Source organism: Streptomyces albidicamelliae, assembly GCF_025642175.1.
Classification (GTDB): Bacteria; Actinomycetota; Actinomycetes; order Streptomycetales; family Streptomycetaceae; genus Streptomyces; species Streptomyces albidocamelliae.
Genome location: NZ_CP106795.1, coordinates 1,729,151 through 1,742,456, shown reverse-complemented (window position 1 = coordinate 1,742,456; position 13,306 = coordinate 1,729,151). Strand labels below are relative to the sequence as shown.

Genomic DNA, 13,306 nt, shown 5'->3' with positions numbered 1-13,306 from the left:
CCGGCGCGGACCACCGGCCTGCCCGCGGGTGAAGCCGCACGGCTGCCGGGCCCGGCCGGGAGCTCACGCCGTCGTGCGCCTACGACTTGGCGCGTGGGTCGCGGTCGTCGTAGCGGGACGTGCCCTCGTCCAGCAGCGGCCCCTGCTGCTTCAGATGGGCCGGGGCGAAGGCGCGCAGGGCGTGGTAGCCGGTGATGACGACGAGGGTGCCGAGCGCGATGCCGCTGAGCGAGAAGGTGTCGGAGAACTTCATGCTCACGTTGCCGACGCCGATGATGATGCCCGCGGCGGCCGGGACCAGGTTCAGCGGATTGCGCAGGTCGACCTTGGCGTTGATCCAGATCTGGGCGCCGAGCAGGCCGATCATGCCGTAGAGGATGACGGTGATGCCGCCGAGGACCCCGCCCGGGATCGCGGCCACGATCGCGCCGAACTTGGGGCAGATGCCGAAGAGCAGCGCGAAGCCGGCGGCGGCCCAGTAGGCGGCGGTCGAGTAGACGCGGGTCGCCGCCATGACCCCGATGTTCTCGGAGTAGGTGGTGTTCGGCGGGCCGCCCACCGCGGTGGACAGCATGGAGCCGACGCCGTCGGCCGAGATTGCCGTACCGAGCTTGTCGTCCAGGGGGTCGCCGGTCATCTCGCCGACGGCCTTCACGTGTCCCGCGTTCTCCGCGACCAGGGCGATGACGACCGGCAGCGCGACCAGGATCGCCGACCACTGGAAGGTCGGCCCGTGGAAGGAGGGCAGGCCGATCCAGTCGGCCTGCGAGACGCCGGAGAGGTCCAGCCGCCAGTGGTCGGTGATCTTGCCGCTGGGGCTCATCGAGTGGATCTTGCCGAAGATCCGGTCGAACGCCCAGGAGACGAAGTACCCGAAGAGCAGCCCCAGGAAGATCGCGATGCGTGACCAGAAACCGCGCAGACAGACGACGGCCAGTCCGGTGAACAGCATGACCAGCAGCGCCGTCCACTGGTCCTGCGGCCAGTAGGTGGAGGCGGTGACCGGGGCGAGGTTGAAGCCGATCAGCATGACCACCGCGCCGGTGACGATCGGCGGCATCGCCGCGTGGATGATCCGCGCCCCGAAGCGCTGCACCGCGAGCCCCACCAGGAAGAGCGCGACACCGACGACGAAGACCGCGCCGGTGACGGTCGCGCTCGTGCCGCCCTGCGCGCGGATGACCGCGGCGACGCCGACGAACGACAGGGAGCAGCCGAGGTAGCTGGGCACCCGGCCGCGGGTGGCGAGCAGGAAGATCACGGTCGACACGCCCGACATCATGATCGCCAGGTTGGGGTCCAGGCCCATGAGCACCGGTGCCACGAAGGAGGCGCCGAACATCGCGACGACGTGCTGCGCGCCCAGTCCGACCGTGCGGGGCCAGGAGAGCCGTTCGTCGGGGCGTACCACCGCTCCGGGCGCGGGCGTGCGCCCGTCACCGTGCAGCTTCCAGCGCACGCCGAGATCCATGGTGGGGTTTCGCTTTCTCTGTACGTGAAGACGGTCCGAACCATTGTCACGTGTACCTCGCGGCTCTACGCTCGCATGGTCCCATTCATGAATTTCGTTCATCTATCTGAACGTTCGCTCCCGGGATCGGAGTGCCCGATGAGAGGAAGCCCCCGTGCGGCCTTGCTGCTCGCCGCCGTGGTGACCTTCACGACAGCCCTGCTCGCCCCCTCCGCGCACGCCGCCCCGGCCGCCCCCGGGGCCCCGCGCACCGCCGTCCTCGACGGCGCCCGTCTCCAGCGGACGCGGGCCGGCCTCGATCACGACCCCCGGCTGCGGCGGACCCTGAAGGACCTCATGACCCGTGCCGACGCCTGGCTGGACCAGGGCCCCTGGACGGTCGTCGACAAGCCGAGGCCGGCGCCCGGGGGCGACGTCCACGACTACCTGAGCCAGGCGCCCTACTGGTGGCCCACGACCACTCCGACGGCCGGCAACCCCTGGGGCTGCCCGTACGTCCAGCGCGACGGGCAGCGCAATCCCGAGGTCGACACCGGCACGGACCGCCAGGACGCCGAGAAGGTCTTCGACGCCACGTACGACCTCGCGCTCGCCTGGTACTACACGGGCGGCCGCGCCTACGCCGTGAAGGCCGGGGACATCCTGCGCACCTGGTTCCTGGACCCGGCCACCCGGATGAACCCGAACCTGGACCACGCCCAGTTCATCCCCTGCAAGTACGACGGCCGGGCCATCGGCGTCATCGACTTCTCGCAGTCGTACACCAGCGTGCTGGACGCCCAGGCGATCCTCGCCACGGGCGCACCCGGCTGGACCGGCGCGGACCGCGCCGCGATGGGCGAGTGGAACTCCGGCTTCCTTGACTGGCTGGAGAACAGCGAGTTCGGCCGGCAGGAGGGGGCGGCCGCCAACAACCACGGCACCTTCTACGACCTGCAGCTCGCCGCCCTCGCCTACGCCACCGGGGACACCGCCCTGGCCCGGCGGACCGTGCTGGCCGCGCGCACCGCCCGGATCGACCCGCAGATCGCGGGCGACGGCAGCCAGCCGCAGGAACTCGCCCGCACCCGCAGCTGGCACTATTCGACCTTCGACCTCGTCGCGTACACCCGGCTCGCGGCCATCGGCCGGCACGTGGGCGTGGACCTCTGGCGCTACCGCGGACCCGACGGGCAGAGCCTGGTCAAGGCCGTCGACTACCTGCTGCCGGCCGCGACCGGCGCCGCACGCTGGCCGCACCCCGAGCTGGACTTCCTCCGGTACGCGGCGGCCGATGTCGTGCACGCGGCGGCGGACGCCGGCGACCGGGCGGCGAAGGCGGCCGTCCCGCGTCTGGAGGCCCCGCCCGGGGGAGATCTGTGGGCCCTGCGGCCCGCCGCCGAGCAGCTGGACTCGATAGCGGGCTGACCAGGCACTTCCCGGTGCGCCGGGCTTCTGAGCGGTCGCTTAGTATGGAAAGCGCCCGGGGGTGGGCGTGCCCCACCCCGCCAGCGACGCCCAGGAGCCCTTCCGTGACCGCCGAAGCCCCGACCGCCCCCGTGGTGTCCCACGGCCGGCTGATTCCCGTCACCGTCCACTTCGACGACCTCGACGCGCTCGGCCTCCTGCACAACGCCCGCTACCCGCTGATGGTCGAGCGGGCCTGGACCGAGCTCTGGAACGAGCACGGCGTCCGCTTCGACGGGGACTGGGCGGCCGCCGGCGACGCGTGCAACGCCGTCCGCGAGCTCACCATCGGCTACGAGGCACCGGTCACCCGCCCCGGCACCTACGCCGTGCACCTCTGGCTGGAGCGGCTCGGCACCACCGGTCTGACCTACGGCTTCCGCTTCTGCTCGGCCGACGGGAGCGAGACCTACGCGCGGGGCACCCGGGTACTCGTCCGGCTGGACTCGGCGACCCTGCGCCCCGCGCCGTGGAGCGACGCCTTCCGGGCCGTGGGCGAGGAACTGCTGCGGGCCGCGGACTGAACCGGGCCGGGCACGGCTAGGGCCTGTCGTTTGGATCAGGCCGGCCTGGCTCACGGTGCCTTGTCGGCCGACCCGAGCGGGGCGTGGTGCGTGCAGCTGCAAGGCGGAGGAGGGCGGCGGCGCGGAGCGTCGACAACCGACGACAACGCCGCAGATGCGCGTGCCACGCCCCGCGACGCCGGCATGATCCAAACGACAGGCCCTAGTGCCAGCAGGTGGCCTCGCCCCCGCCGCTGCCGTCCGCCTTGCTGCCGGCGGACACCTCGAAGGCGATGCCCGAACCCACCTCCGGTGCCGGGGAGATGTATCCGGTGCGGAAGTCGACGGTCAGCAGCAGATGCCGGCCGTGTTCGGTCCTCGTCCAGCAGGCGCCCTCCACGGAGGCGGGCGCCGCCACGGCGCTCGGGTCCCGTTCGGGGCGCCAGCCGGCCGCGGCGGCCGCCCTCGTGTAGTGCGCGACGACGTCACCGGGGCCGCCCGGGAAGGCGTACAGCCGGTCCGCGTGCAGCCAGGGCGCACCGCTGCTGTCGTCGTCGCAGCCGGTGGTCACGCCCGTGCCGCGGTAGTTGGCGGGTTCCGCGGCGCGGGCGGGTGCCGTGCCGAGCACCGGCTCGGCGGCCAGCCGCTTCAGGTCGCCGCCGGTGCCGTGGCAGCCGTCGCCGCCGATGAGCGAGCATCCGCCGAGGAAGGCGGCCGGTACGAGGAGGGCGGTCGCCAGCCCGGCACGGGCGGGGGCGGACGGCGAGGTGGGGGACAACGGGTCTCCTGTCCGGGAACGTCGGAACCCGACGTGCCGGGGCGCGGCGCCGTCAGGGGCGTGGGTCGGGAACCGCCGTGGCCTGCGGGCTGATCTCCTTGCGGCCGCCGCGTTCGGCGGTGCGCAGGACGCCCGCGAACACCGCGAGCCCGGACGCCAGGACCGTCACCACGCAGAACGACACCACCAGGCTGGTCGCCTGGGCAACCCCCCCGATCAGACTCGGTGCGATCAGCCCCGAGGTGTAGGTGATGGTCGCGACGCCCGCGATGGCCTGGCTCGGATTCGGGCCCGCGTGTCCTGCCGCCGCGAAGCAGAGCGGGACGACCACGGCGATGCCGAGACCCATCAGCGCGAACCCGCCCATCGCCACGGCCGGATGGCCGGCGAGGACGATCAGCAGCCCGCCGAGGACGGCCAGCATCCCGCCCGCCCGGACCGTGCGGACCGCGCCGAAACGGTTCACCACGGCGTCCCCGGCGATCCTGGCCACGGCCATCGTCAGCATGAAACCGGTGGTCGAGGCCGCGGCCAGACCGGCCGAACCGTCCAGCCGGTCCCGCAGAAACACCGCCGACCAGTCGAGGCTCGCGCCCTCCGCGAACACCGCGCAGAAGCCGACCGTGCCGATCAGCAGCGCGGAGCGGGGCGGCAGGGCGAACCGCGGGGGCGGCTCCTCGTCCTCGGCCGGCTGGAGGTCGAGCACCCAGTTGCAGGCCAGCAGGCCCAGGAGGGTCAGGGCCGCCGCGGCGAGCGCGTGATGGAGGCGCGCGTCGGAACCGAGGTGCGCGGCGAGCGTGCCCGCCGCCGAGCCGACCAGCGCGCCCGCGCTCCACATGCCGTGCAGGCCCGACATGATCGACTTCTCCAGCAGCCGCTCGATCTCGACGCCGAGCGCGTTCATCGCGACGTCGGCCATCCCGGCGGTGGCGCCGTAGGCGAACATGGCCAGGCACAGCGTGTACAGGTTCGGCGCGAGGGACGGCAGGATCAGCGACAGCGTCCACAGCGTGAGCAGCCCGCGCAGCGCCGTACGGCTCCCGAAGCGGTGGCTGATCCGGCCGGCCAGCGGCATCGCGCACGAGGCGCCGAACGCCGTGAAGGCCAGCGCGAACCCCAACTGGCCGGCGCCGAGCGAGGCGTGGTCCTGGATCCAGGGCACACGGGTCGCGAAGGAGCCGGTCACGGCGCCGTGCACGGCGAACACGGCCGCCACGGCGTACCGGGCGCGCCTGACCTCGTCGCGTGCGTAACCCACGTCACCCATGCTCCAGTCCCTCCCCGGGAGTTCCCCACCCGCCGTGCGGCACGCGCCGTAAACTATCAGGGACCCTGCCTGATAGATAGGTCGTATTCCGCCCCCCGCCGGCGCGGCTCGGGGGACCGACGGGCGGCCCGGTCGCAGCGATCTGGGAGGATTCCCGTCATGCCCGCATCACCGAGCACCGCCCGGGCCATCAACGACCGGGTCGCCCTCCGGCTGCTGCAGCAGGAAGGCCCGCTGACCGCGGGGCAGTTGAAGCAGCTGACCGGGCTGTCCCGGCCGACGGTCGCGGACCTCGTGGAACGTCTCACGGCCTCCGGGCTGATCACGGTGGTCGGCGAGTCAGGCGAGCAGCGCCGGGGCCCGAACGCCCGCCTCTACGGCATCGTCGCCGGCCGGGCCCATCTCGCCGCCCTGGACGTCCGCACCGAGGGCGTCCTCGTGCTCGTCTCCGACCTGGTCGGGCGGGTCCTCGCCGAGGCGTCCGTGCCGATCGGCGGCGACGCGGGCACCGGTCCCGCCGTGGAGCAGGCGGTGGCGGCGGTGGAGCGGACGGCCAAGGAGGCCGGGGCCGACCGGCTGCACACCGTCGGCATCGGCGCGCCCGGTCTCATCGACCCGGCCACCGGCGACCTCCGCGACTCCGCCGGGCTGCCCGCCTGGCACCGCAACCTGGCCGCGGCCCTCCAGGAGCGGCTGCCCGGTGCCCGGGTCACCGTGGAGAACGAGACCAACCTGGCCGCCCTGGCCGAACAGCGTGAGGGCGCCGCCCGGGACCGGGAGACGTTCGTCCTGCTGTGGCTGGGGCACGGTGTCGGCGCCGCGGTCGTCCTGGACGGCATCCTGCGCCGGGGCGCCTCGGGCGGCACGGGTGAGATCGGCTTCCTGCCGGTCCCGGGTACGACGTCCCTGCCGTCGGCGACCGACTGCGACGGCGGCTTCCACTCGCTGACCGGTGCGGCGGCGATCGGCGCGCTGGCGGTCCGGCTGGGCCTGCCGGCCCCCGCGACACCCGACGGCCCGGGCGCGGCGGCGATCGTCCGCCGAGCGGCACGGACGACCGCCGAGGCCGACGGCTCCGCCGGTGCGGATGGGGTGGCTGCAGGCTCGCTGGACGCGGGGCGCGGGCGGCTCGCGCCTGGCGGACCGGCTTCCGTTGCCGGGGCCGCCGCCGCGGACGGGGCCGAGGGTGCCGGTGCCGGTGCCGGTGCCGGTGCTGGTGCCGGCGGGGCGGCCGGCTCGTCGGCGGAGGCCGGGTACGGGGGCTCAGCCCTCGGTGAATCCGCCTCGGTGGACGCGGCTGTCGCCTTCGGCGGTGATGGATCCGCCCCCCTGGACCCGGACCTCGCCGCCCGCTTCCTCGGCGTGCTCGCCGACCGGATCGCCGTGGGTGTCGCCTCCGTCGTGGCCGTCCTCGACCCCGGCTGCGTGGTGCTCGGCGGGGAGGTGGGGCAGGCTGGGGGAGCGGTGCTCGCGCGGCTCGTGCAGGAGCGGCTGCGGCGCATGTCCCCGCTGGCCACCGAGGTGCGGGCCAGCAGCCTCGGCGGCACGGCCGTACTGCGCGGAGCCCTGCTGACCGCCCGCGAGCGCGCCCAGGACGAACTCTTCGCCCCACCGGAACGCCACTAGGGCCGGCCGGCATCGCCTCCGGCTGGACAGGGGAGCCCGCGGCTCGGGGCAGCCCCCTACGGAAGCGGTGCGCCCGCTTCTGCTCGGCACCGCCTCCCCGCCCTTTCCGAGCGGCGTCCAAGTCTCGCTCCGCACCGTCTGCCGGCTGGTCCAGGCCGCATATGGCTCGGGGCCGGCCCTCAGGAAACGATGCGCTCAACTCTGCTCGGCATCGCCTCCCCGCCCTTTCCGAGCGGCGTCCAAGTCTCGCTCCGCACCGTCTGCCGGCTGGGCGACGCCGCATGCGGCGTGGGCTCGTCCCGTCCGGTAGCGGTGCGCCCGCTTCTGCTCGGCATCGCCTCCCCGCCCTTCCGAGCGGCGCCCAGGTCTCGCTCCGCACCGTCTGCCGGCTGGCCCACGCCGCATGCGGCGTGGGCCCGTCCCGTCCGGTAGCGATGCGCCCGCTTCTGCTCGGCACCGCCTCCCCGCTTTCCGAGCGGTGCTCAAGTCACCGTCCGTCGGCCGGGCGGCGCGGCAACCTCGCCCCGACGCCGCGTGGCGGCCGGACCCTGGAGCCCGCGGCTCATCCCCGCCCGTCTCCGAAGCGGTGCGCCAGGTGCTGTTCGAAGCTCACCTTGCCCACCGCGTGGTCCGGTGCCAGGTGACCGCCCGCGCGGAAGGCGCCGTAGGCCTTGCCGAAGAGCGGGAGTCGCACGATCGGGCGGCGCCGGCCGGTGGCCCGCAGGTAGGACCGCGCCAGCGAGTCGAACGAGCGCACCTGCGGACCGCCCATGTCGGGCACCCGCCCGGCCGGTGCGGCGATCGCCAACTCGGCCAGGCGACGGGCCACTTCCGTCACCTCGACGGGCTGGTCCGCCACCCCCGCGGGGAGCACCAGGACCGGCGACTTGGCCAGCCCCCGCAGAACGGAGACCACCAGGTCGTGGAACTGGGTCGTGCGCAGCACCGTCCAGCCCAGCCCCGAGTCCTCGATCTGCCGCTCCACCGCGAGCTTGCTCCGGTAGTAGCCGAACGGCACCCGGTCGACGCCGACGATGGAGATGTAGAGGAGGTGCCCCACCGTGGCCCGTCGCGCCGCCTCGATCAGATGCGCGGCCGCCTTCTCGTCCCCGCCCCTTGGGCTGCTCGCGCAGTGCACGACCGTCTCCACGCCCGCCAGGGCCGTGTCCAGCCCCGGACCGCCCTCGCGCAGATCGACGGCGTACGGCCGCGCGTGCCGGCTGAGCACCCGCACCTCGTGCCCGCCCGCCCGCAACTCGTCCGTGACGACCCGGCCGAGCGTTCCGGTCCCGCCGGTCACCAGGATGGTGGTCATGCTGTTCTCCGTCCCCTCAGGACACCGCGGCACCCCTGGGGGCACCCTTCGGGAAGTGGGACGTGGGACGGCCCCGCGAATGTGACATGGCACCGTGACACGACCCGGCGGCGGGCAAGGGCCGTCGTCACCGCCGCCGGGCCCGCCCGCACCCTAAAAGGACTAGACCAGTGTGGTCAATGGGTTCGAGCCAACGTCAACGCGCCACCTCGATGCGGAAGTTGACCGGCGGTACTGCGCGGAGCAAGGCCCGTGGCACGCACTGTGAGCGAACCCACACCCGCCCCCTGTCTGGGTGAGCGTCCGGCGTGGCACACTGGCCGTGTACCAGAAGCAGCGCACTCCGGGGTCGGTGAAAGTCCGAACCGGCGGTTACAGTCCGCGACCCGACCGCTTCCAGCGGCCGGTTGACCAGGTGAAATTCCTGGACCGACGGTTAAAGTCCGGATGGGAGGCAGTGCGCGGCGGGCGGGCATGCGTCATGTGTGCGCGCCGCCGTATCTGGACTCGTCCGTACGCGGGCGCGTCCTCTTCGGCGTCGCCCCCGATGTGTGTTCACCCGTTGATTCTGTCGTCTTCGACAGGCCCCGGAGTCCGTGCCCCCATGAGGCAGGAGGACCCGGGAAGTGTTCACCGGAATCGTCGAAGAACTGGGTGAGATCACCGCCGTCGAGAATCTCGGCGACGCCTCCCGTTTCCGGCTCCGCGGCCCCGTCGTGACCGAGGGCGCGCAGCACGGCGACTCCATCGCCGTGAACGGGGTCTGTCTCACCGTCGTGGAACACGAGGGCGACGAGTTCACCGCCGACGTCATGGCCGAGACGCTCAAGCGCTCCAGCCTGGGCGCCCTCGCCGTCGGCTCCCGGGTCAACCTCGAACGCCCCATGGCCGTCGGAGCGCGCCTCGGCGGGCACATCGTGCAGGGCCACGTGGACGGCACCGGGCAGATCCTGGCCCGCACCCCGTCCGAGAACTGGGAGATCGTGAAGGTCTCGCTCCCCGCGGACCTCGCGCGCTACGTCGTGGAGAAGGGCTCCATCACGGTCGACGGCATCAGCCTCACCGTGGTCGACGCCGGCGCCGACCACTTCACGGTCAGCCTCATCCCGACCACCCTCGCCCTGACCACCCTCGGCCACAAGCAGCCCGGTGACCCCGTCAACCTCGAGGTCGACGTCGTCGCCAAGTACGTCGAGCGCCTCCTCGGCGACCGCGCGCAGGGAGCCACCAAGTGAACTGGCTGAACTCCGAGGCCTTCACCCTCTTCGGCCAGCACATCATCTGGTCGGACATGGTCGGCAACATCCTCGGCCTCATCACCCTCGCCCTCGGCTGGCGCCGCTCGCTGTGGACCTGGCCCGTGCAGTTCCTGTCCGGCCTCGTGCTCTTCGCGGCCTTCTACGGCCACCTCACCGGCAGCGCCGGCAAGCAGGTCGTCGTCATGGCGGTCGCGCTGTACGGCTGGTGGCAGTGGCAGCGCAGCAAGGACCGGGCCGTGGACGGCCACATCGTCCCCCGGTTCGCCACCTGGCGTGAGCGGGCCGCGATGCTCGGCGCGGCAGCGGCCGGAACCGTCGCGGTGGCCCTGCTCTTCACGGCCTACCCGTCCCTGTCCTGGGATCCCTGGCCGGACGCCTACATCTTCGTCGGCACCGTCGTCGCCATGTACGCCCAGGCCAAGGGCATGGTCGAGTTCTGGTTCGCGTGGCTGCTCGTCGACCTCGTGGGCGTACCCCTCAACTTCGCCAACGGCTACGCGTTCTCCGGCTTCGTCTACGTCATCTACGGCGCACTCGTCCTGTGGGGCATGCGCGACTGGTGGCTGCGCTCCCGCAGGAGCCCGCAGCCCGTCCTGGAAGGAGCGCCGGCATGACCTCGGCACCGATCCTGTACCGCACGGACGACATCGAGAACTTCCGACTCGACCCCGTGGAGCAGGCCATCGCGGACATCGCGGCCGGCCGCCCGGTCGTGGTCGTCGACGACGAGGACCGCGAGAACGAGGGCGACCTCGTCATCGCCGCCGAGAAGGCGACCCCCGAGATCGTCGCGTTCATGATGAGCGAGTGCCGTGGCCTGATCTGCGCCCCCATGGAGGGCGAGGAGCTGGACCGGCTGCGCCTGCCGCAGATGGTCGAGGACAACACCGAGTCGATGAAGACGGCGTTCACCGTCTCCGTCGACGCCTCCGCCGCGCACGGCGTGACCACCGGCATCTCGGCCGCCGACCGCGCCACGACGCTCCAGCTGCTGGCGAACGGCACCGCCGAGCACACCGACTTCGTGCGCCCCGGCCACATCTTCCCGCTGCGCGCCCGGCCCGGCGGCGTCCTCGTCCGCGACGGCCACACCGAGGCCGCCGTCGACCTCGCCCGGCTCGCGGGCCTGCGCCCGGCCGGCGCCATCGTGGAGATCGCCGGCGAGGACGGCCGCATGCTGCGCCTGCCCGAACTGATCCCCTTCGCCCGCAAGCACGGCCTGACGATCATCTCCATCGAGGACCTGATCGCCTACCGCCGCGGCAGCGAGCCCACCGTCCGCCGCGAGGCCGAGACCCGGCTGCCCACCGCGCACGGCACCTTCACCGCCTACGGCTACCGCTCCACCCTGGACGGCGTCGAGCACGTCGCCCTCGTGCACGGCGAGATCGGCACGGGCGAGGACGTCCTCGTCCGCGTCCACTCCGAGTGCCTCACCGGAGACGTCTTCGGCTCCCTGCGCTGCGACTGCGGCCCCCAGCTGGACACCTCCCTGGCCCGCATCCAGGAGGAGGGCCGCGGTGTCGTCGTCTACCTGCGCGGCCACGAGGGACGCGGCATCGGACTGCTGTCCAAGCTGCGGGCCTACCAGCTCCAGGAGCAGGGCCGTGACACCCTCGACGCCAACCTGGAACTGGGCCTGCCCGCCGACGCCCGCGACTACGGCGCCGGCGCGCAGATCCTCGCCGACCTCGGCGTCCGCAGCGTCCGGCTCATGACCAACAACCCCGACAAGACCGACGCGCTGCTGCGCCACGGTCTGCGGGTCACCGGCCGCGAGCCGATGCCGGTCCAGGCCGGCGAGCACAACCTGCGCTACCTGCGCACCAAGCGGGACCGGATGGGACACGACCTGCCCTGGCTGGACACGCCGGCCGTGTCGGCTCCCGCGGCCGCGCCCGCGGCCACCTGCGGCAACCAGTAAGCGAAAGCACTTAGGAGAGACGTGAGCGGCAAGGGTGCACCGGAGCTGTCCGTACGCAACGCGAGCGACCTCAGGGTCGCCGTCATCGCGGCACAGTGGCACGTGAAGGTGATGGACGGTCTGGTGAACGGCGCCCTGCGCGCCCTGCACGAACTCGGCATCGACGAGCCGACGCTGATCCGCGTCCCCGGCAGCTTCGAGCTGCCGGTCGCCGCCAAGGTCCTCGCGGGCCGCGGCTACGACGCGGTGGTCGCCCTCGGCGTCGTCATCCGCGGCGGCACCCCCCACTTCGACTACGTGTGCCAGGGCGTCACCCAGGGCCTCACCCAGGTGTCCATCGAGACCGGCGTCCCCGTCGGCTTCGGCGTGCTCACCTGTGACACCGAGGAACAGGCCCTGGACCGGGCCGGTATCGAGGGTTCCCACGAGGACAAGGGGCACGAGGCGGTGACGGCGGCGGTGGCGACCGCGGCCACGCTCCGCTCAGTATCTGAACCCTGGCACTGAGGCACCGCCCGAACCGCGTAGGGTGGGACCACCATGTCCAAGAAGACGTTCGAGGAGCTCTTCACCGAGCTCCAGCAGAAGGCCGCCCACGGCGACCCCGCCACCTCCCGCACCGCCGAACTGGTCGGGAAGGGCGTCCACGCCATCGGCAAGAAGGTCGTCGAAGAGGCCGCCGAGGTCTGGATGGCCGCCGAGTACGAGGGCAAGGAGGCGGCTGCCGAGGAGATCTCGCAGCTGCTGTACCACGTCCAGGTGATGATGGTCGCCCGCGGGATCTCCCTGGACGACGTCTACGCCCACCTGTAGGCCCGCCCTCCGCACCAGCCGCAAGAAACCCCTTCACGCAAAGGAAGCCGACCTCATGCTGCGCATCGCCGTCCCCAACAAGGGTTCCCTGTCCGGCCCTGCGGCGGAGATGCTGCATGAGGCCGGCTACCAGCAGCGCCGCGAGTCCAAGGAACTGCGCATCGTCGACCCGGAGAACGAGGTCGAGTTCTTCTACCTCCGCCCCCGCGACATCGCGATCTACGTCTCCTCCGGCAAGCTCGACATCGGCATCACCGGCCGTGACCTGCTGATCGACTCCGGCGCCGACGCCGAGGAGATCCTTCCGCTCGGCTTCGCCCGCTCGACCTTCCGCTTCGCCGCCAAGCCCGGCACCGCGGACGGCATCGAGGACCTCAAGGGCAGGACGGTCGCCACCTCCTACGAGGGGATCGTCGCCGGGCACCTCGCCGACCGCGGCGTCGACGCCTCCGTCGTCCACCTGGACGGCGCCGTCGAGACCGCCATCGAGCTGGGCGTCGCCGAGGTCATCGCGGACGTCGTCGAGACCGGCACCAGCCTGCGCAACGCCGGCCTGGAGGTCTTCGGCGAGCCGATCATGAAGTCCGAGGCGATCGTCGTCCGCCGCACCGGCGCCGACTCCGAGGAGGCGAAGGTCCAGCAGTTCCTGCGCCGCCTCCAGGGCGTCCTGGTCGCGCGGACCTACGTGATGATGGACTACGACTGCCGGGTGGAGCAGCTGGAGAAGGCCGTCGCGCTCACCCCCGGCCTGGAGTCCCCGACCGTGTCCCCGCTGCACAACGAGGGCTGGGTCGCGGTCCGCGCCATGGTCCCCGCCAAGGAGGCGCAGCGGATCATGGACGACCTCTACGCCATCGGCGCCCGCGCCATCCTGACCACGGCCATCCACGCCTGCCGCCTCTAG

The 13,306-nt window shown here is 72.6% G+C and carries 13 protein-coding genes and 1 riboswitch; of the genes, 9 read left to right on the top strand and 4 right to left on the bottom strand.

All coding sequences use genetic code 11. From position 1 onward, the window contains the following. Positions 1 to 79: 79 nt before the first annotated feature. Positions 80 to 1,471: a uracil-xanthine permease family protein gene (locus N8I86_RS08060; protein WP_073899344.1), complete on the bottom strand. Its 1,392-nt coding sequence runs from the start codon at positions 1,469 to 1,471 to the stop codon at positions 80 to 82. 138 nt (positions 1,472 to 1,609) lie between these two features. Between N8I86_RS08060 and N8I86_RS08055 the strand changes: the two genes are divergently transcribed. Then, positions 1,610 to 2,878, top strand: coding sequence for an alginate lyase family protein (locus tag N8I86_RS08055; protein ID WP_263277483.1), 1,269 nt, complete (start codon positions 1,610 to 1,612; stop codon positions 2,876 to 2,878). Between the two features lie 104 nt (positions 2,879 to 2,982). Then, positions 2,983 to 3,441 (top strand): acyl-CoA thioesterase, encoded by a 459-nt coding sequence (locus N8I86_RS08050; RefSeq protein WP_073899340.1) that lies wholly within the window; start codon positions 2,983 to 2,985, stop codon positions 3,439 to 3,441. Between the two features lie 202 nt (positions 3,442 to 3,643). Here the strand turns inward: N8I86_RS08050 and N8I86_RS08045 are convergent, their stop codons facing one another. Both N8I86_RS08045 and N8I86_RS08040 read right to left on the bottom strand, forming a co-directional pair. Then, positions 3,644 to 4,198 (bottom strand): hypothetical protein, encoded by a 555-nt coding sequence (locus N8I86_RS08045; protein WP_263277482.1) that lies wholly within the window; start codon positions 4,196 to 4,198, stop codon positions 3,644 to 3,646. Positions 4,199 to 4,250: 52 nt separating this feature from the next. Next, a complete protein-coding gene (locus N8I86_RS08040; protein WP_123438536.1) occupies positions 4,251 to 5,465 on the bottom strand; it encodes an MFS transporter in 1,215 nt (404 codons plus the stop codon). 159 nt (positions 5,466 to 5,624) lie between these two features. On the opposite strand from N8I86_RS08040, the gene N8I86_RS08035 reads away from it, so the two are divergent. Beyond that, complete coding sequence (locus tag N8I86_RS08035) at positions 5,625 to 7,091, top strand: ROK family transcriptional regulator (protein ID WP_263277481.1); 1,467 nt, start codon at positions 5,625 to 5,627, stop codon at positions 7,089 to 7,091. 562 nt (positions 7,092 to 7,653) lie between these two features. Here the strand turns inward: N8I86_RS08035 and N8I86_RS08030 are convergent. Next, on the bottom strand, positions 7,654 to 8,406 hold the full coding sequence (locus N8I86_RS08030) for an SDR family oxidoreductase (RefSeq protein WP_263277480.1): 753 nt from the start codon (positions 8,404 to 8,406) through the stop codon (positions 7,654 to 7,656). A 334-nt stretch (positions 8,407 to 8,740) separates the two neighbouring features. Beyond that, a riboswitch (FMN riboswitch) is annotated at positions 8,741 to 8,871 on the top strand. A gap of 161 nt (positions 8,872 to 9,032) precedes the next feature. Between N8I86_RS08030 and N8I86_RS08025 the strand changes: the two genes are divergently transcribed. From N8I86_RS08025 to hisG, 6 genes are read left to right on the top strand one after another with little or no spacing between them, the layout of a single operon-like run. Beyond that, a complete protein-coding gene (locus N8I86_RS08025) occupies positions 9,033 to 9,641 on the top strand; it encodes a riboflavin synthase (protein WP_073899328.1) in 609 nt (202 codons plus the stop codon). After that, positions 9,638 to 10,279, top strand: a complete 642-nt coding sequence (locus N8I86_RS08020; RefSeq protein WP_073899327.1) for a nicotinamide mononucleotide transporter family protein — start codon at positions 9,638 to 9,640, stop codon at positions 10,277 to 10,279. The genes N8I86_RS08025 and N8I86_RS08020 overlap by 4 nt, the downstream gene beginning before the upstream one ends. Beyond that, positions 10,276 to 11,589 carry a bifunctional 3,4-dihydroxy-2-butanone-4-phosphate synthase/GTP cyclohydrolase II gene (locus N8I86_RS08015; protein WP_073899326.1) on the top strand — a complete coding sequence of 438 codons (1,314 nt, stop codon included), beginning with the start codon at positions 10,276 to 10,278 and terminating at the stop codon, positions 11,587 to 11,589. The genes N8I86_RS08020 and N8I86_RS08015 overlap by 4 nt, the downstream gene beginning before the upstream one ends. 21 nt (positions 11,590 to 11,610) lie before the next feature. Continuing rightward, positions 11,611 to 12,096 carry a 6,7-dimethyl-8-ribityllumazine synthase gene (gene ribH / locus N8I86_RS08010; RefSeq protein WP_073899324.1) on the top strand — a complete coding sequence of 162 codons (486 nt, stop codon included), beginning with the start codon at positions 11,611 to 11,613 and terminating at the stop codon, positions 12,094 to 12,096. Positions 12,097 to 12,129: 33 nt separating this feature from the next. Beyond that, positions 12,130 to 12,402: a phosphoribosyl-ATP diphosphatase gene (locus tag N8I86_RS08005; protein WP_023552153.1), complete on the top strand. Its 273-nt coding sequence runs from the start codon at positions 12,130 to 12,132 to the stop codon at positions 12,400 to 12,402. 55 nt (positions 12,403 to 12,457) lie between these two features. Next, positions 12,458 to 13,306, top strand: coding sequence for an ATP phosphoribosyltransferase (hisG, locus tag N8I86_RS08000; protein ID WP_073899322.1), 849 nt, complete (start codon positions 12,458 to 12,460; stop codon positions 13,304 to 13,306).

Coding starts and splice junctions, on each gene's coding strand:
- N8I86_RS08060 (WP_073899344.1), bottom strand. CDS start 1,471: ATGGATCTCGGCGTGCGCTGGAAGCTGCACGGTGACGGGCGCACGCCC.
- N8I86_RS08040 (WP_123438536.1), bottom strand. CDS start 5,465: ATGGGTGACGTGGGTTACGCACGCGACGAGGTCAGGCGCGCCCGGTAC.
- N8I86_RS08035 (WP_263277481.1), top strand. CDS start 5,625: ATGCCCGCATCACCGAGCACCGCCCGGGCCATCAACGACCGGGTCGCC.
- N8I86_RS08015 (WP_073899326.1), top strand. CDS start 10,276: ATGACCTCGGCACCGATCCTGTACCGCACGGACGACATCGAGAACTTC.
- N8I86_RS08030 (WP_263277480.1), bottom strand. CDS start 8,406: ATGACCACCATCCTGGTGACCGGCGGGACCGGAACGCTCGGCCGGGTC.
- hisG (WP_073899322.1), top strand. CDS start 12,458: ATGCTGCGCATCGCCGTCCCCAACAAGGGTTCCCTGTCCGGCCCTGCG.
- N8I86_RS08055 (WP_263277483.1), top strand. CDS start 1,610: ATGAGAGGAAGCCCCCGTGCGGCCTTGCTGCTCGCCGCCGTGGTGACC.
- N8I86_RS08005 (WP_023552153.1), top strand. CDS start 12,130: ATGTCCAAGAAGACGTTCGAGGAGCTCTTCACCGAGCTCCAGCAGAAG.